Here is a 17,141-nt window from a genome sequence, read left to right as displayed (position 1 = left end):
GTTGCGCGGCGCCCGCCCGCGACCATGATCGGCAGGTCGGAAGAGTTCGCTTCGCACGTCATGACGTGGTCCTGCACCGGCCATCGGCGTGTAGGACAGCGAAAAATGACCAGCGGAGCGCAACTCGGGTCCGGCCCGCGGGCCGGACCTCTTAAAGCGACTCGAGCAGATAGTCGGCGCTGCTGACCTTGAACTCGCCGGGCGCCTCGACGTTGAGCTGCTCGACCGCGCCGTCGTTGACGATCATCGAGTAACGCTTGCTGCGCATGCCCATGCCGAACTTGGAACTGTCGGCGCTCAAACCCAGCGCGTCCGCGAAGCTGCCGTTGCCGTCGGCGAGCATGGTGATGCCCTGCGCGTCCGCAGACTTCGCCCAAGCGCCCATCACGAACGCATCATTGACTGCGGTGCAGGCGATCTCGTCGACACCCTTCGCCGCCAGCTCGTCGCGTTTTTCGACGAAGCCGGGGAGGTGCTTGGCTGAACAGGTCGGGGTGAACGCGCCCGGCACCGCGAACAACGCGACACGGCGGCCCTTGAAATAGTCGGCGGTGGTGACGGGCTCGACCCCGTCGGCGGTCACCTTGATGAGGGTCGCTTCGGGCAGGCGGTCGCCGACGGCGATGGTCATGGTCTTTCTCCTGTGGTCACCGCGCGTTCCACGAATGCGCGCGCGATTTCAAGCGCGACGGTGCGCCGGCGCCGGGCTATGGTGCCAAGTCATGGACGACCCAGTCTATCTTTCCGGGAAATTCCTGCTCGCCATGCCCGCAATGCCCGATCCGCGCTTCGCCCATGCGGTGGTGGCGATGTGCGCGCACGGCAAGGAGGGTGCCGTCGGGGTCGGGATCGGACAGACCTATGACGGGCTCGGCTTTCATGACCTGCTGGAAGAGTTCTCCATCGATCCGGGCGAGAGCGAGAATGCGCCCGTCCATATCGGCGGTCCGGTCGAACCGCGCCGCGGGTTCGTGATCCATTCGCGCGACTGGGGCGGGCAGGATACGCTGGACGTCGCCGGATGCTGGTCGCTGTCGAGCACGGTCGATGTGCTGCGCGCGATCGCCGGGTCGCGCGGGCCGAGCCGCTGGCTGGTGGCGCTCGGCTATGCCGGCTGGGGCGAGGGGCAGCTGGAAGGCGAGCTGACGCGGCCAGGCTGGGTAACCGTCAAGGGCGACGAGGCGCTGCTGTTCGACACAGCGGCCGCCCAACGCTGGGAGCGCGGGTTCGCGGGCGCGGGCATCGATCCGCGGCTGTTGGTGGGGTCCGTGGGACGGGCCTGAATGCGGCGCGTGTCGTGCCGGAATTGTCCCGGCATCCGTCGAGCCGAAAATGTTGCGGCCCGAGGCGCTGTTGACCCCGGCTCAAGGCCGGTCGACGACGAGATATAAAGAAAGCTTTATGTCCGGATCGCGATCGGCTACACGCCCTCCATTCGGCACGGGCGCCCGGCCCGCCGACCACGATCATCCAGGAGTAGCCCACGTGGCCACCGCGCTTGCCCCGGAACAGACCGGCACGACCGCCAACGATTACGTCGTCAAGGACATCGACCTCGCCGATTTCGGCCGCGCCGAGATCAGGATCGCCGAGACCGAGATGCCCGGGCTAATGGCGCTGCGCGACGAGTTCGGCGCGAGCCAGCCGCTGAAGGGCGCGCGGATCACCGGTTCGCTGCACATGACGATCCAGACCGCGGTGCTGATCGAGACGCTGACCGCGCTTGGCGCGGACGTGCGCTGGGCGACGTGCAACATCTTCTCGACCCAGGACCATGCCGCCGCGGCGATCGCCGCGACCGGCGTTCCGGTGTTCGCGGTCAAGGGCGAGAGCCTGGCCGATTACTGGGACTATGTCGGCGATATCTTTTCGTGGGACGGCGAAACGGAAGGCCAGACTGCCAACATCATCCTCGACGACGGCGGCGACGCGACGATGTTCGCGCTGTGGGGCGCGAAGCTGGAGGCCGGTCACACGCTCGGCGAGCCCGAGAACGAGGAAGAGGTCGAGTTCCAGCGCGCGCTGAAGGCGTTCGTCAAGCGCAAGCCCGGCTATCTGACGCAGACGGTCAGGAACCTGAAGGGCGTGTCGGAAGAGACGACGACCGGCGTGCACCGCCTGTACGAGATCGCCAAGAAAGGCGAGCTGCCGTTCCCCGCGATCAACGTCAACGACAGCGTGACGAAGTCGAAGTTCGACAACCTCTATGGCTGCAAAGAGTCGCTGGTCGATGCGATCCGCCGTGCGACCGACGTGATGCTGGCCGGCAAGGTCGCCTGCGTCGCCGGCTTCGGCGACGTCGGCAAGGGATCGGCCCAGTCGCTCCGCAACGGCGGCGCGCGGGTGATGGTGACCGAGATCGACCCGATCTGCGCGCTGCAGGCGGCGATGGAGGGGTTCGAGGTCGTGACGATGGACGAGGCAGTGACCCGCGCCGACATCTTCTGCACCGCGACCGGCAACGCCGACGTCATCACCGCCGATCACATGAAGGCGATGAAGCCGATGGCGATCGTGTGCAACATCGGCCACTTCGACTCGGAGATCCAGATCGCGGCCTTGTCCAACTACAAGTGGACCGAGGTGAAGCCCGGCACCGATCTGGTCGAGTTTCCGGACGGGAAGCAGATCATCGTGCTCGCCAGGGGGCGTCTGGTGAACCTGGGCTGCGCGACGGGGCATCCGTCCTTCGTCATGTCGGCCAGCTTCACCAACCAGACGCTGGCGCAGATCGAGCTGTGGACGGCGGGCGAGAAGTACGGGAACGAGGTCTATGTTCTGCCCAAGCACCTCGACGAAAAGGTCGCGGCGCTGCATCTGGAAAAGCTGGGCGTCCATCTGTCGACGCTGACGCCCAAGCAGGCGGGCTATATCGGCGTGCCGGTGGAAGGACCCTTCAAGCCGGACCATTACCGGTACTGAGCCGCCAGCCGGTCGCGGACTGCGCAAGCAATCCGCGCACCCGGCAGGGGCGGGCGGCACTCATCGCCTGAAGAGTCCCTCGCGTCGCCCCCGCGTTCGTGCGGGGTGACGTAACCCGCCGCCATCCGCTAACACCCGCGCGATGACCTCGCGCCGTTCGTCCCGTCGAGCCCGGCTCGCATGATTCAGGTCACCCCGCTGGCGGCGTTTCTCGGCGGCGCGGCGCTGTTGCTGATTGTGCTCGGCGGTGCGCTGATGCTGTTCTGGGGCGCCCGTGCGCGGCGCGCGGCGGGGGCGTCGGTGGCGGAGGCGGCGCGGCTGACGGCGCTGCTGCGCGGCGCGCCGGCGCTGGCGATGACGGTGGAAAGCGACGGCCGGGTCGAGATGCCGCGGCGGCTGGCCGACTGGCTGGGGCTGGCTGAGCCGGTACGCTTCCTGGGCGAGATGGCGGCCGATGACCGCGGATTGACCCGCGAGGATGCCGACCGGCTCGCCACCGACATCGCGGGCGCGGCGCGCGCGGGCAAGGCGTTCGAGCGCGCGGTGCGCCCGGTCGGTTCGACCCGGACTTTGACGGTGCGCGGGCTGCGCGCACCCGGCGATGCCGGAGCGGCGGGCGAGACGGTGGTATGGTTCTTCGACGCCAGCGACCGCGAGGCGGAGATCGCGCGGCTGGGCGGCGAGACGGCGCGGCTCCAGGCGGCGTTCGAGGCGCTGACCGCGCTGATCGAGGTGGCGCCGCTGCCGATGTGGTACCGCGGTGCCGACCTCAAGATGCAGATGGTCAATTCGGCCTATGTCGCCGCGGTGGAGGGCAGGGACGCCGCCGACGTGATCGCGCGCGGACTGGAGCTGGTCGAGGGCGCCGGCCATGGCGGGCCGCTGGCGGGCGCGGAGGCGGCGCGGGCGAAGGGGCGGCCGAACGAACAGATACTTCCCGCGACGATCGACGGCGAGCGGCGTTCGCAGCGGGTCTATGACGTCCCGCTGGCGGACGGCGGCGTCGCCGGGTTCGCGGTCGACGTCGAGGAGCTGGAGCAAGCGCGCAGCGGGCAGAAGCGCTTCGCCGAGGCGCAGCGCGCCATGCTCGACCGGCTGAGCGCCGGGGTGGCGCAGTTCAACGCCGACCGCACGCTGGTCTTTTCCAACCAGCCGTTCCGGCGGATGTTCGCGATGCGCAGCGAATGGCTGGCCGACCGGCCCGAGTTCGATCGCGTGCTGGAACGGATGCGCGAGGCGGAACGGCTGCCCGAAGTGCGCGATTTTCCCGGCTGGAAGGCGGAACGGCGCGAATGGTTCTTCCAGACCGATGACGCCGCGGAGGAGCATTGGCACCTGAGCGGCGGCACGCATCTGCGCGTCGTGGCGCAGCCATTGCCCGACGGCGGGCTGCTGCTCATCTTCGAGGACCGGACGGAGCAGGTGCAGCTGGCAAGCGCGCGCGATACGCTGCTCCGGGTGCGGACCGCGACCTTCGACAATCTGTTCGAGGCGCTGGGCGTGTTCGCCGCCGATGGCCGGCTGCAGTTGTGGAACAACCGTTTCCGCGCCCTGTGGGGGCTGGAGGAGGAGTTCCTGACCGCGCATCCGCGGGTCGACGTCTTCGCGCAGGCGGCGGCGCCGCTGCTGGCGATCCCGGGCCGCGCGACGCTGATCCCCGAGCTGGTGCGTGCGGCGACCAGCGAGCGTCAGCAGCGCGGCGGGCGGGTGGCGTTTGCGGACGGGCGGCATTTCGAATTTGCCGCGGTACCGCTGCCCGACGGCAACGCGCTGTTCACCATGCTGGACGTCACCGACAGCCGCCGTGCGGAGACGGCGCTGCGCGACCGCAACCAGGCGCTGGAAGAGGCGGACCGGGTCAAGACGCGGTTTGTGGCGAACATGAGCTACGAACTGCGCACGCCGCTGACGTCGATCGGCGGCTTCGCGGAGATGCTGCACGGCGGCTATGCGGGGGCGCTGGCGCCGGAGGCGGGCGGTTACGTGGCGGCGATCCTTGAATCGGTCGAACGGCTGGGGCTGCTGATCGACGACGTGCTCGACCTCACGCAGGGGCCGGCCGAGGGCGAAGCGCCGCGCGAGGACGTCGATCTGGCGGCGGTGGCGCGGGCGGCGGCGGCGACGGTGAAGCCCGCGGCGGACCGCAAGCACGTCGATTTCGCCGTCGAGGTGCAGCGCTCGGTCGGCCGGGCGACGGGCGACCCGCGGCGACTGCGCGAGGCAATTGAGCATCTGCTGCGCCACGCGATCGGCGCGGTGGCTGACGGCGGCCGCGTGCTGCTCCATGCCGACGGCAACGCCAAGGCAGCGCGCGTGGTCGTGTCGGACGACGGACCGGGGATGGATGCGGCCGCACAGGCGCATGCGTTCGACCGCTTCGCGATGCCGGGCATCCAGCCGAGCGGCGAGCGCGCGCTGGGCCTGGGGCTGCCGCTCGCCCGGCAATTCATCGAGGCGCATGGCGGCACCGTCACCCTGGTGAGTGAGGTCGGGGAGGGGACGCTGGTCACCCTGGAGCTGCCGCGGCGGTGATCCTACCCGATGCTGCAGCGACCGAAGCATTCGGCGCGTCGCTCGCGCCGCTGGTCCGGGCGGGCGATGTCATCGCGCTGTCCGGCGAGCTGGGCGCGGGCAAGACCTCGCTGGCGCGCGGGCTGCTGGCGGCGCTGGGGCTGGCGAGCGAGGCGCCGTCACCGTCCTTCGCGATTGTTCAGCCCTACGCGCTGCCGGACGTGCGGCTGCCGGTGCTGCATGTCGATCTGTACCGGATCGACGATGCTGCCGAAATCGAGGAGCTGGGGCTGGACGAGGCGCTGGGCGACGCCGTGCTACTGGTCGAATGGCCGGAGCGGGCGGGCGGGCGCTGGCCAGACGCGCTGCGGCTGACGATTGCGGCCGACGGCGCCGGGCGTCGCTTGACAGCGACGGTCCCGGCGGCATGGGAGGGGCGATGGCCGACCTGACCGAACCGGCGCAGGCCGGCCTCATGCAAATACCGGCCGGCGCCGCCGGTTTTCTGGCGGCAAATGGCTGGGCCGGGGCGGCGGTGACACCGCTGGCGGGCGACGCCTCGTTCCGTCGCTATTTCCGTGTCGTCGATGGGACGCGGCGCGCGATCCTGATGGATGCGCCGCCGCCGCATGAGGACCCGCGGCCGTTCCTCACGGTGGCTGCGTGGCTGATGGATCGCGGGTTTGAGGCGCCACTGATCCTCGGCGCGGCAGCGGACGAGGGGCTGGTCCTGTTGGAGGATTTCGGCGACGCCCGGATGCGTGAGGCGGTCGACGCCGCGCCCGCGGATGGGCTCCGGCATTACGAGGCGGCGGTCGACCTGCTGGTCGCGCTGGCGCGGCATCCGGCAGGGCCGTTCTCGCCCTATGACCAGAGCGCGCTGCAGCGTGAGGCGGCGTTGCTGGTCGACTGGTACTGCCCGGCGGTCGGGCTCGACGTCGACGTCGAGGGGTATCGCGCGGCGTGGGAGGCGGTGCTGGGGCATGCGCTGACCGACGCGCCCGTGACCGTGCTGCGCGACTTCCATGCCGAGAACCTTATGCTGGTGGGCGAGGAGCAGCGGCTGGGGCTGCTCGACTTCCAGGATGCGCTGGCGGGGCACCCGGCCTATGATCTGGTGTCGTTGCTGCAGGATGCACGACGTGAGGTCGACCCGAGTGTCGAGGCGGCGATGCTGGCGCGCTACCGGGCGGCGACCGGCGCAGGCGACGACTTCATGCGCGCCTATCATGTGCTCGGCTGTCAGCGGAATGCGAAGATTGTCGGTATCTTCACGCGGCTGTGGCGGCGCGACGGCAAGGATCGTTACCCGGCGCTCTGCCCGCGGGTCTGGGCGTATCTGGAGCGCGACCTGTCGCAGCCGGTGCTGGAGCCGGTGGCGGCGTGGTTCGATGCCAACATCCCGCCCGAACGCCGCGGCGATCCGAAGGTGATTGCGGGTGAGTGAGCCTGTGGACGGACGGCGATGAGCCGTCTCAAGGCGCTGCGTCCCGAGCCGGGCGGGCGCGTCCCCGAAACGGCGATGGTGATGGCGGCGGGGCTGGGCACCCGCATGCGGCCGCTCACCGCGACGCAGCCAAAGCCGCTGATCGAGATCGCCGGGACGACGCTGATGGACCATGTGCTCGATCATCTCCGCGCGGCCGGGGTGAAGCGTGTCGTCGTCAACGTGCACTATCTGGCCGACGCGATGGAGGCGCATCTGCAGCGCGTGGCGGGTTCGCTGGAGGTCGTCGTCTCCGACGAGCGTGCGCGGTTGATGGAGACGGGCGGCGGCCTGGCCCAGGCGCTGCCGCTGATCGGCGACCAGCCGTTCGTCTGCGTCAACAGCGACAATTACTGGGTCGACGGTCCCGTGGACGCGATCAAGCTGCTGGCGTCGCATTGGGACGACACGATCATGGACGCGCTGCTGCTGATGGTGCCGCTGGCGCGGGCGCATCATCATGGCGGCAAGGGCGATTTTCACCTCGGCCCCGACGGACGCATCGTGTCGCGGCGGCGTCCCGGGCGAATGGCGCCGATGGTGTGGACGGGCATCCAGATCCTCCACCCGCGGCTGATCGCCGACTGGCCCGATGGTCCGTTCTCGACCAATCTGTTCTGGACACGCGCCATCGAAGCGGGCCGTGCCTATGGCCAGGTGCATCAGGGATTGTGGTTCGACGTGGGCACACCGGGAGCGATCGGACGGACGGAAGCGATGCTGCTGGATGGCTGATAGCCGGGACGCGGCCCCTCGGCGGCTGAGCCTGTGGACGATCCCGTCGCATCGCGCCTTTTCCGACGCGCTGGTCGCGGGATTGAGAAAGCGCGCCGGGACGGACCCGCTGGCTTTGGCGCGCGCGACCGTGCTGTTGCCGAACAACCGCGCGGTGCGGGCGGTGACCGATGCGTTCGTGCGTGCGAGCGACGGCGGATTGCTGCTGCCGCGGCTGGTGGCGCTGGGCGATCCGGCGGCGGGCGAGGCGCTGGGGGCAGCGCTCGATCCCGCTGACGGCGACCCGATCCTTCCTGCGGTCGATCCATACCGGCGGCGACTGGTGCTGGCGCGGCTGGTGCAGGAGGAGCGGCGCAGCGCCGGACAGCCGGTCGATGGCGCGGAGGCGGTGCGGCTGGCGGGTGAACTGGCGCGGACGCTCGATCAGCTGCTGGCGGAGGACGTCGCGCCCGCGAAGCTACGCGGCATCGAGCTGGCGGAAAATCTGTCGGAACATTGGGCGCGGGCGCTGCAGACCTTCTCTGTGGTGCTCGATCGCTGGCCCGCCGAGCTGGCCGCGATGGGGTGCATCGACGGCGCGGACCGGCGCAACCGGCTACTCGACCGGACGACGGCGCGGTGGCGGGCGCTGCCTGCTGCAGGCATGGTCTGTGCCGCCGGGGTGACCGACGTGGCGCCGGCGGTGGCGCGGCTGTTGCGGCGCGTTGCGGCATTGCCGCAAGGACTGGTGGTGTTCGCCGGGCTCGATCTGGCGATGCCCGAGGAGGAATGGACCGCGCTTGGTCCGCATGCGCCGGAGCCGGTGACGGGGCTCGTTCGGCGGTCGATCGAGGCGCATCCGCAGTTCCACCTGAAGCAGTTGCTCCACCGCATCGGCGCGGACCGCAACGAGGTGGAGGAATGGCGCGACCGGGCGAAGGGCGATGCAGGCGGACGTGACGCCGATGCGGCGCGGGCGCGGGCGATCGCGAACGCGTTGGCGCCCGCTGCATTCACCGGCAAATGGACGCGGCTGTCCGCGGCTGACCGGCGGCTGACCGGAGTTGAGCGCGCGGAACTCGCCACCCCGGCGGAAGAGGCGCAGGCGATCGCGCTGGCGTTGCGGGGCGTGCTGGAAGAGCCGGGCGCGACGGCGGCGCTGGTCACCCCCGACCGCGCGCTGGCGCGGCGGGTGGCGGCGCATTGCGCGCGCTGGGGCATCCGTGTCGACGATACCGCCGGACGGCCACTATCGATCGCGCCGCCGGGCGTGCTGTTGCTGCTACTGGCGGAGGCGGCGGCGCAACGCTGGGCGCCGCTGCCGCTGCTGGCGCTGCTCAAGCATCCGCTGGTTCGGCAGGGCGAGCGGCGGCTCGCCTGGCTCGACGGCGTGCGGGCGATCGACCGCCGCCTGCGTGGGCCGCGCCCGGCGACGGGGCTCGACGGCATCGGCGGCGTGCTGCGGGGCTCGGCGAGCGAGCTGTGGGCGGAGGCGCAGGCATGCCTGGCGCCGCTGGAGCGGGCCTGTGGTGACGGGCCGCAGGCGCTCGGCATGCTGCTCGCCTGCCTGCGCGAGACGGCGCAGGCGTTGTGTGGCGATGCGCTGTGGGCTGGCCCGGCCGGACGTGCGGCGGCGGAATTCCTCACCGCGCTGGAGGCGCAGGCGGTGGCGGGGCCGCCGAGCGTCGATCCGGCCGAGATGGCACCGTTGCTGCGGACACTGCTCGACGAGGTCGCGGTGCGGCCCGCGCCGGGGCAGGGACATCCGCGGCTGGCGATTTATGGCTTGATCGAGGCGCGGCTGCAGGCGGCGGACCTGTTCGTGCTCGGTGGACTGAACGAGGGCGTGTGGCCGGGCCGTCCCGCGCCGGACCCGTGGCTGGCGCCGCCGATCCGGCAAGCGCTGGCGCTGCCCGGGCTTGAACGGCGCGTCGGCGTGGCGGCGCATGATTTCGCGCAGGGGCTGGGCACGCCGCGCGTGCTGGTCACCCGATCGCGGCGTGATGGCGGTGCGCCGGCGCTCGCGTCGCGACTGTGGCTGCGGCTGGAGGCGATGGCGGGCGACGGGTTCGTGCGCGCCGGGGCGCTGGAGCGGTGGGCGGTCGCGCTGGACGCGGCGGCGGCGCACAAGCCTGCCGAACGGCCCGCGCCGATGCCGCCAGCCGCGCTGCGGCCGCTGGTGATCCGCGTGACCGAGGTCGACCGGCTCAAGGCGGACCCCTATGCCTTTTACGCGCGCCGCGTGCTGCGGCTGGGCGCGATGGAGCCGGTCGACGCCGATGCTGGACCGGCGTGGCGGGGTACGGAGGTGCACCGAATCCTGGAGGAATGGGCGCGCGAGGACGGCTGCGCGCCCGACCGGCTGGTCGCGCGCGCAGAGCGGTTCCTGGCCGACGCGCGCACGCATCCGCTGACCCGGGCGCTGTGGCAGCCGCGGCTGATGGAGGCGGTGCGCTGGATCGCCGAGCGGGTGACGGCGCACGCGGCGGACGGGCGGCAGGTGATCGGGGTCGAGGGCGAGGGCGAGATCGCGCTCGCCGGCGTGACGCTGATGGGACGCTATGACCGGATCGACCGGTTGCCTGACGGCGGCCTGGCGATCGTCGACTACAAGACGGGTAAGGCGCCGAGCACGCGGGCGGTCAACGAGGGCTATTCCCAGCAGCTGGGGCTGCTCGGCATGATGGCCGAGCGCGGCGCGTTCGCGGGCGTGGGGGGAGCGGCCGCCGCGTTTGAATACTGGTCGCTCGCCAAAAGCGCGCGCAGCGGCTTTGGCGAAGTGCGTTCGCCCTGCGACCCGGCGGGCAAGGGCGGGCGGATCGTCACCGAGTCATTCGTCAGCATCGCCGAGCGCAATTTTCGTGCGGCGGTGGAGGCATGGCTGACGGGCGACGCGCCATTCACGGCCAAGCTGAAGCCGGAATATGCGCCCTATGCCGAGTACGACCAGCTGATGCGGCGGGACGAGTGGTATGGGCGGGAGCAGGGAGCGTGAGCGCCGCCTCGCTGAAGCCGCTGCCGCCGCTCAAGGGCGAGCAGGAGCGGGCGTCCGATCCAGGCGCGCATGTCTGGCTGTCGGCGTCGGCGGGCACGGGCAAGACGCAGGTGCTCGCCGCGCGCGTGTTCCGGCTGCTGCTGCGCGGCGTCGATCCGGCGGCGATCCTGTGCCTGACCTTCACCAAGGCGGGCGCGGCGGAGATGGCTGGGCGGATCAGTGAGCGGCTGGCGCGCTGGGTGCGGATGGAGCCGACCGCGCTCGACGACGATCTTCGCGCACTGGGGGAGAAGGGCGGCCCAACGCAGCGCGAGGTCGCGCGGACGCTGTTCGCCAAAGTGCTCGACGCGCCCGGCGGCGGGTTGCGCATCCAGACCATCCACAGCTTCTGCCAGGGATTGCTCGCGGCGTTCCCGGTCGAGGCGGGACTGACCCCGGGCTTTCGGCCGCTGGAGGCGCGCGAGGAGGCGGTACTGCAGCGCGAGGCGCTGGCAGGAATGCTCGCGGAGGCCGAGGCCGAGGGGCGGCGGCGGCCGGAAGCGGTGATCGGTGCGTTGAGCCTCAGGCTGGGCGAGGGGAGCGCGGAGACCTTCCTGGTCGCCTGCGCGCGCGCGGCCCCCGCCCTCGAAGCGTTGCCGAGCGGTGTTCAACCATGGTTGCGGCGGACGCTCGACCTGCCTGCAGGTGACGTGGCGGCGCACGTCGCCGAACGCTGCGCCGCGTTCGATTGCGACGCCTTGGCCGAGATTGTCGCGCTCAACCGCGCCTGGGGCGCTGCGCGCGGGGTGACGCGCGCCGACGCGATCGAGCGCTGGGTCGCGCTGGACGGGGCGGGGAGGGCGGCCGAGCTCGACGCGTTCGGCAAGCAATGGTCGATCGCCAAGGGATGGGCGCCGCAGGACGAAGGCTATGCCGACCAGGCCGCCGGGCTGCGCGACGAGTGTGCGGAGCTGGCGGCGCTGCTGCGGCGCGCGCTCTACGCCGACCTGCTCGCCGACGGGCTGGAGGTCGGGCGCGACTATGCCCGCACCTATGCGGGGGCGAAGCGGCGGGCCGGGGCGGTCGATTTCGACGACCTTATCGGCACGGTGGTGCGGCTGTTCCAGCAGCCGGGCATCGGCGACTGGGTACGCTACAAGCTGGACCTGGAAACGGAACATATCCTGATCGACGAGGCGCAGGACACCAATCTGCACCAATGGGAGATCGTCACGGCGCTCGCGCGCGAGTTCTTCGTCGGCAGGGGCACCTATGCGCCGCGAACGCGGACGCTGTTCACCGTCGGCGATTACAAACAGGCGATCTTCGGCTTCCAAGGCACCGACCCGGTCTATTTCCAGGCGGCGCAGGCGCGTTTCTCGACCTATGCGCGCGAGGCGGAGGGCGGCGAGGACTGGCCGATCGCCGAGCGCGGCCTGCCGATGAACGAGCTGTCGCTGGTGCAGTCGTTCCGGTCGACCGCGCCCGTGCTCGCTTTCGTCGATGCGGCGCTGCGCCTGCTGCCGGCGCCCGGACTTGGTATCGAGGACTGGTCGGAACGGCACGTCAGCCAAGTGCCCGGCGTCGGCAAGGTGACGCTGTGGCCGCCGGTGATCGAGGGTGGCGATCCCGATGACGAGGAGAACTGGGTCGACGAGCCGGTCCGCAAGCTCGCCGCCAACGTCGCGAAGGCGGTGCGCGGCTGGCTGCGCGATCCGGCGATGTGCAAGCGCGATGGGTCGCGGCTGGAAGCGCAGGACGTGATGATCCTGGTCAAGCGGCGCGGCGAGCTGGCGTCGCTGCTGGTCGCGCGGCTGCATGCGGAGGGGGTGCCCGTCGCGGGGGTCGACCGGCTCCGCCTCAACACGCCGCTGGCGGTGCAGGATTTGCTGGCGGCGGTGCGCTTCGTGCTGCAGCCCGAGGACGACCTCAGCCTCGCGTCGCTGCTGGTGTCGCCGCTGATCGGCTGGACGCAGGACGAGCTGATGGCGCGCGCGCCGCGCCCGGAGCGCGTACCGCTATGGCGTCATTTGCAGCAGACCCAGCCGGTCGAGCGGCTCCAGCCGCTGCTCGACATGCTCAACCGCGCCGATTTCGCCACGCCGTACCAGCTGCTGGAGGAGCTGTTGTCGGGTCCGCTTGACGGGCGGCGGCGGCTGCTTGAGCGGCTGGGGCATGAGGCACGCGATCCGATCGAGGAGCTGCTCAACGCCGCGCTTGCCTTTGAGAGCACGACGACGCCTTCGCTGCAGCGCTTCCTCGACTGGTTCGATCGCGGCGAGGTCGAGATCGTCCGCGATCCGTCGGCGCCGCTTGACGCCGTGCGGGTGATGACCGCGCATGGGGCGAAGGGCTTGCAGGCGCCGCTGGTCGTGCTAGCGGACGCGTGCGTCGACCCGACCCAGTCGCCGCGGTCGGTGATGGGCTGGCGTTACGACGAGGCTGCGCCGCCGGTGCCGATCTTCCGCCCGCGCAAGGAAGAGCGCGGCGGGCCGCTCGACGAGGCGATCGCAACGGTCGAGCGCAAGGAGCTCGAGGAGCATTGGCGGCTATTCTACGTCGCCGCGACGCGCGCGGAGGAGCAGCTGGTCATCGCAGGCTCGCTCGGGCCGCGCGCGAAGGGCGTGCCCTATCCGCAGAGCTGGTACGCGATCGCAGGCCAAGCACTGACCGATCTGGGCGTTGCAGCGGGCGACGGCGAGCGCGTCTATGTCGGGGGCGACGCGACGCCCGCCGCGACGCCGGGCGCGCCCGCGGCGGAGATCGACGGCGTGGCGCTACCCGACTGGGTGCGGCGGCCTGCCCCGGTCGAGGCGCGGCCGCCGCGGCCGCTGACCCCGTCGACGCTGGGCGACGATGCAGTCGCCGATCCGCCGCCATCGGCCGCGATGCGTGCGGCGGCGGAGCGGGGGCGGCTGCTGCATGCGCTTTTCGAGCGGCTACCGGGGGTTGCGGCCGATGCGCGGATGGCGGCGGCGGACCGCTGGCTGCGCGATAGCGGCCGCGTCGCCGATGCGAGCGAGCGCGCAGCGATCGCGCACAGCGTCTGCGGCATCATCGGCGACCTGCGGTTTGCGCCCCTGTTCGGGCCCGACTCGCTCGCCGAAGCGCCCGTGACGGCGGTGCTCGCCGATGGACTGGTGGTGGCGGGGACGATCGACCGGCTGCTGGTCGGCGGCGGCCGCGTGCAGGTGGTCGACTTCAAGACCGGGCGGCGCGTGCCGGCATCGCTCGACGAAGTGCCCCCCTATCACCTCCGCCAGATGGCGGCGTATGCCGCGGCGTTGCGCGTGATCTTTCCGGACAAGGCGGTGGAGGCGGCGCTGCTCTATACCGGCGGGCCCGTTCTGTTCGTGCTGCCGGACGCGGTGCTCGACGCGCACAAGCCGCACTTGACGGCGGCGGAGCAAAGCTAGCCGATCGGCGGTTGGACGGCCGCATCCGCGCGCCTACATTGGGGACAAGGAGATACGACATGGCCACCAAGCAGATCACCGACGCCAGCTTTGCGCACGACGTCCTCAACGCCGACAAGCCGGTGCTGGTCGATTTCTGGGCGGAGTGGTGCGGGCCGTGCAAGATGATCGGGCCGAGCCTGGAGGAGCTGTCCGATGAGCTGGGCGAGCAGGTCAGCATCGTCAAGCTCAACATCGACGACAACCCCGAGGCGCCGGGCAATTACGGCGTCCGCGGCATCCCGACGATGATCCTGTTCAAGGGCGGCGCGCCTGCCGCGACCAAGGTCGGTGCGGAGCCGAAGGGGCGGATCAAGGCGTGGCTGGAGGGGGCGTTGGGGTGATCGATGTTGGCCCGCAATATGGTTGCGGACCTAGTCGTTCAGCGGTGGTAGTCATGCCGCTCCACGCCATCGAAACCGGCCGTTGTGCAGACAGCATCGTTTGAAACCGATGACCTGATCCGCACGGGCAAGGATCGTTGCGGCCGAGCTTCTCGATGAGTTCCTTGTCGCCACGCACGAAGCGCAGGCCGCGCTTCACATGCGTCTCAGATGGGAACCCCTTACGCCGCTTCGAGGTGATCTCGAAAGCAGGGCAGGTCGGCGAAGTGATCGATGCGTGGTATGACGGCCTCCTGTCGCGGTGCCGCCAGTCGCGGCAGTGGACGCGTTAGGTGATCGCGAAAGCTCTGTCCATTCAGCTCCGGTAATCGGCGTTGATGCTGATGTAGCCGTGGGTCAGGTCGCACGTCCACACGGTGGCGCTGCCCCCGTCCAAACCCAGGTCGACGCCGATCTCGACCTCCTGCCCCTTCAGGTGCGCCGCCACCGGCGCCTCGTCGTAGCCCTCCACCGCCAGCCCGTCGCGCGCCACCTGAGTGTTGCCGAAGCGGATTGCGAGGCGGTCGCGGTCGGCGGGTTCGCCGGCCTTGCCGACCGCCATCACGACGCGGCCCCAGTTCGCGTCCCCGCCGGCGATCGCAGTCTTCACCAGCGGCGAGTTGGCGATGCTCATTGCGATGCGGTGGGCGGAGCGGTCGCTTTCGGCGCCGGTGACCTGCACCTCGATCAGCTTCGACGCGCCTTCGCCGTCGCGAATCACCAGCAGCGCAAGCTGTCGACAGAGGTCGTCGAGCGCCGCCCGGAAGGCGTCCGCGCCGGAGCTGTCGTCGTCCGCCAGCACCGCATTCCCCGCCGCGCCGGTCGCGAAGGCGAGCACCGTATCGCTGGTCGAGGTGTCGCCGTCGACGGTGATGCACGCAAAGCTCGGCGCGTTCGCCGCCACCAGCGCCGCCTGCAGATAGCCCGCATCCACCGTCGCGTCGGTGAAGATGAAGCCGAGCATCGTCGCCATGTCGGGCGCGATCATGCCCGAGCCCTTGATGATCCCGGCGAGCGTCACCGTGCGCCCGTCGACCACCGCCTGCGTCACGGCGCCCTTGGCGAAGGTATCGGTGGTGCCGATCGTCTCGGCCGCCGCCTGCCAGCCGCAAGGCTGCGCGACGAAGGCGGCGTCTAGGCCGGCTTCGGCCTTGTCGATCGGCAGCGGCACGCCGATCACGCCGGTCGACGCGACGAACACATCCGACGGCTTGCAGCCGAGACGCTGCGCCGCCCGCGCCGCGATCGTCTCCACCGCCGCGCGACCGCGATGGCCGGTAAAGGCGTTGGCATTGCCCGCATTGACCACCAGCGCCCGCGCCTGCCCGAGCACCAGTGCCTGGCGGCACCACTCCACCTCCGGCGATGGACAACGGCTCTGCGTCAGCACGCCTGCGACGACGGTGCCCGGCGCGAGTTCGACATAGGTCAGGTCGCAGCGGTCCCACGCCTTGTACCGCGCCCGGGCGACCCGCAACGTGACACCCCCGATCATCGGAATCGCCGGAAAGGGCTTGGCAAGCGGCGAGATGGTGGACGACATACGCGAACTCGATGACGTTGGGCAGGGATGAGGGTTGATAGCGTGACACGGCGTCCAACAATAGCGACGTGGCCGTTGCTGGCGCTGATAGCGACGGCGCAGGCGGCGACGGGCGCCCCCGCGCGCCAGGCACCAAACATGCGGCCGGTGCCGATCGGCAATCCCGGCGACTGGTTCTCTCCCGACGACTATCCTCCCGAAGCGCAGCGGAGCAGCCGTCAGGGGCGGGTCGTCGTCGAGGTCGGCGTCGATTCGATCGGCAATGTCGAGACGTGCAACATCGTTCAATCGAGCGGCACGGCGGTGCTCGATACCCGCACCTGCGCTCTGGCGGTGCAGCATGGCCGGTTCGACCCGGCGACCGATCGTCGCGGACGGCCAGTCGGCGCGAGCTACCTTTTGCCGGTGCGATGGGTGTTGCCCGAAGGATCGCCGCCAACCCTGGATGCCGCGCATGCTGCCGACTATGACGGCGACCTGACGATCGAATATGTCGTGGTTGGCGAAGGCAAGCTGGCCAGCTGTCGTGTGCTGGCCGGCCGGCGGGCGCCCGCCGTCACGGCCGATCCATGTCCGGCGCGACGGATCGGCCAACCATTCAGCGCGCCTTGGCAGCGGGACGGCCATCCGGTCCGGGTCAGGATCGTCCGGCGCGAGACTCAGACAGTGAGCGTTGCGCCATGAACACCGGCGCTTCATCGGGTCCGACGCCCGAACAGCGGGCCCGTGACGGGCGGCTCGCGTGGATCATCGTCGGCATCTGCGGCGCTGTCACGCTATCGCTGGTCATCGGGATGATCCTCCTGTTGCGCGGGCAGGTCACCCGCTGGGCGGCGCAGCACCCGCCGACCGCATCGCGGACGCCGACGAGCATGGGTGAAGCGAACGAGCAGGCCGAGGCGGACGACGATGCGCCGGCGGCAAGTGCGACGCCGCGCGCCCCTGCCTCTCAGGAAACAGGGCCGCGCCGTCACGGCGATGTGGATGCGAGCGGCGATGACGGCGCTGAGCTGCGGAAGCAGGATGCACGGCCGGACGCCGAGATCCATAAATCGTCGGGCGGCGACGATGGGGACGACGCCGAGCCGCCGCGGCCCGAACCGGACGACGACGCTCCTCAACCGCATCGGATCTGACGGCGGTGCGGCATGCC

General features: G+C 70.7%; 14 protein-coding genes. 11 read left to right on the top strand and 3 right to left on the bottom strand.

Annotated features, from left to right (window positions below; genetic code table 11):
- Positions 1-151: 151 nt before the first annotated feature.
- The gene (locus tag ACP2AD_RS09295) at positions 152-631 is read right to left on the bottom strand and encodes a peroxiredoxin (RefSeq protein WP_425229787.1); all 480 of its coding nucleotides are present in this window, start codon (positions 629-631) and stop codon (positions 152-154) included.
- Between the two features lie 91 nt (positions 632-722).
- Here ACP2AD_RS09295 and ACP2AD_RS09290 point away from each other — a divergent pair, with 91 nt between their 5' ends.
- The 9 genes from ACP2AD_RS09290 to trxA all read left to right on the top strand — a co-directional run bounded on the left by ACP2AD_RS09290 (position 723) and on the right by trxA (position 14,406).
- The gene (locus tag ACP2AD_RS09290; protein ID WP_425229786.1) at positions 723-1,283 is read left to right on the top strand and encodes a YqgE/AlgH family protein; all 561 of its coding nucleotides are present in this window, start codon (positions 723-725) and stop codon (positions 1,281-1,283) included.
- A gap of 202 nt (positions 1,284-1,485) precedes the next feature.
- On the top strand, positions 1,486-2,922 hold the full coding sequence (gene ahcY, locus ACP2AD_RS09285; RefSeq protein ID WP_425229785.1) for an adenosylhomocysteinase: 1,437 nt from the start codon (positions 1,486-1,488) through the stop codon (positions 2,920-2,922).
- Positions 2,923-3,102: 180 nt separating this feature from the next.
- The gene (locus ACP2AD_RS09280) at positions 3,103-5,454 is read left to right on the top strand and encodes a PAS-domain containing protein (protein WP_425229784.1); all 2,352 of its coding nucleotides are present in this window, start codon (positions 3,103-3,105) and stop codon (positions 5,452-5,454) included.
- Positions 5,451-5,885 carry a tRNA (adenosine(37)-N6)-threonylcarbamoyltransferase complex ATPase subunit type 1 TsaE gene (gene tsaE, locus ACP2AD_RS09275; protein WP_425229783.1) on the top strand — a complete coding sequence of 145 codons (435 nt, stop codon included), beginning with the start codon at positions 5,451-5,453 and terminating at the stop codon, positions 5,883-5,885. Before ACP2AD_RS09280 ends, tsaE begins: the two co-directional genes overlap by 4 nt.
- Positions 5,886-5,908: 23 nt before the next feature.
- Complete coding sequence (locus ACP2AD_RS09270; RefSeq protein ID WP_425231138.1) at positions 5,909-6,880, top strand: aminoglycoside phosphotransferase family protein; 972 nt, start codon at positions 5,909-5,911, stop codon at positions 6,878-6,880.
- Between the two features lie 18 nt (positions 6,881-6,898).
- Positions 6,899-7,654, top strand: coding sequence for a nucleotidyltransferase family protein (locus ACP2AD_RS09265; RefSeq protein ID WP_425229782.1), 756 nt, complete (start codon positions 6,899-6,901; stop codon positions 7,652-7,654).
- Complete coding sequence (locus ACP2AD_RS09260) at positions 7,647-10,628, top strand: PD-(D/E)XK nuclease family protein (RefSeq protein ID WP_425229781.1); 2,982 nt, start codon at positions 7,647-7,649, stop codon at positions 10,626-10,628. Before ACP2AD_RS09265 ends, ACP2AD_RS09260 begins: the two co-directional genes overlap by 8 nt.
- Positions 10,625-14,023 (top strand): double-strand break repair helicase AddA, encoded by a 3,399-nt coding sequence (addA, locus tag ACP2AD_RS09255; protein WP_425229780.1) that lies wholly within the window; start codon positions 10,625-10,627, stop codon positions 14,021-14,023. The genes ACP2AD_RS09260 and addA overlap by 4 nt, the downstream gene beginning before the upstream one ends.
- Before the next feature lie 59 nt (positions 14,024-14,082).
- Positions 14,083-14,406: a thioredoxin gene (gene trxA / locus ACP2AD_RS09250; RefSeq protein ID WP_425229779.1), complete on the top strand. Its 324-nt coding sequence runs from the start codon at positions 14,083-14,085 to the stop codon at positions 14,404-14,406.
- Here trxA and ACP2AD_RS09245 read toward each other — a convergent pair.
- Complete coding sequence (locus tag ACP2AD_RS09245) at positions 14,375-14,584, bottom strand: SEC-C metal-binding domain-containing protein (protein WP_425231137.1); 210 nt, start codon at positions 14,582-14,584, stop codon at positions 14,375-14,377. The genes trxA and ACP2AD_RS09245 overlap by 32 nt on opposite strands.
- Before the next feature lie 177 nt (positions 14,585-14,761).
- Entirely contained in the window at positions 14,762-15,988 is a 1,227-nt protein-coding gene (argJ, locus tag ACP2AD_RS09240) for a bifunctional glutamate N-acetyltransferase/amino-acid acetyltransferase ArgJ (RefSeq protein WP_425229778.1), read from the bottom strand.
- 75 nt (positions 15,989-16,063) lie between these two features.
- On the opposite strand from argJ, the gene ACP2AD_RS09235 reads away from it, so the two are divergent.
- Positions 16,064-16,672, top strand: coding sequence for an energy transducer TonB (locus tag ACP2AD_RS09235; protein ID WP_425229777.1), 609 nt, complete (start codon positions 16,064-16,066; stop codon positions 16,670-16,672).
- Positions 16,669-17,124, top strand: coding sequence for a hypothetical protein (locus ACP2AD_RS09230; RefSeq protein ID WP_425229776.1), 456 nt, complete (start codon positions 16,669-16,671; stop codon positions 17,122-17,124). Before ACP2AD_RS09235 ends, ACP2AD_RS09230 begins: the two co-directional genes overlap by 4 nt.
- Positions 17,125-17,141 lie beyond the last annotated feature (17 nt).

The sequence above is a fragment of the Sphingomonas sp. genome (assembly GCF_965248875.1).
Classification (GTDB): domain Bacteria; phylum Pseudomonadota; class Alphaproteobacteria; order Sphingomonadales; family Sphingomonadaceae; genus Sphingomonas.
Note: the sequence above shows the minus strand (reverse complement) of the source record. Positions and strands in the feature narration are given on the sequence as shown.

Bases quoted from the DNA above. Each gene is read 5' to 3' on its own strand.
- ACP2AD_RS09295 (WP_425229787.1), bottom strand. From the start codon at position 631: ATGACCATCGCCGTCGGCGACCGCCTGCCCGAAGCGACCCTCATCAAG.
- ACP2AD_RS09290 (WP_425229786.1), top strand. From the start codon at position 723: ATGGACGACCCAGTCTATCTTTCCGGGAAATTCCTGCTCGCCATGCCC.
- ACP2AD_RS09280 (WP_425229784.1), top strand. From the start codon at position 3,103: ATGATTCAGGTCACCCCGCTGGCGGCGTTTCTCGGCGGCGCGGCGCTG.
- ACP2AD_RS09270 (WP_425231138.1), top strand. From the start codon at position 5,909: ATGCAAATACCGGCCGGCGCCGCCGGTTTTCTGGCGGCAAATGGCTGG.
- ACP2AD_RS09265 (WP_425229782.1), top strand. From the start codon at position 6,899: ATGAGCCGTCTCAAGGCGCTGCGTCCCGAGCCGGGCGGGCGCGTCCCC.
- ACP2AD_RS09260 (WP_425229781.1), top strand. From the start codon at position 7,647: ATGGCTGATAGCCGGGACGCGGCCCCTCGGCGGCTGAGCCTGTGGACG.
- trxA (WP_425229779.1), top strand. From the start codon at position 14,083: ATGGCCACCAAGCAGATCACCGACGCCAGCTTTGCGCACGACGTCCTC.
- argJ (WP_425229778.1), bottom strand. From the start codon at position 15,988: ATGTCGTCCACCATCTCGCCGCTTGCCAAGCCCTTTCCGGCGATTCCG.
- ACP2AD_RS09230 (WP_425229776.1), top strand. From the start codon at position 16,669: ATGAACACCGGCGCTTCATCGGGTCCGACGCCCGAACAGCGGGCCCGT.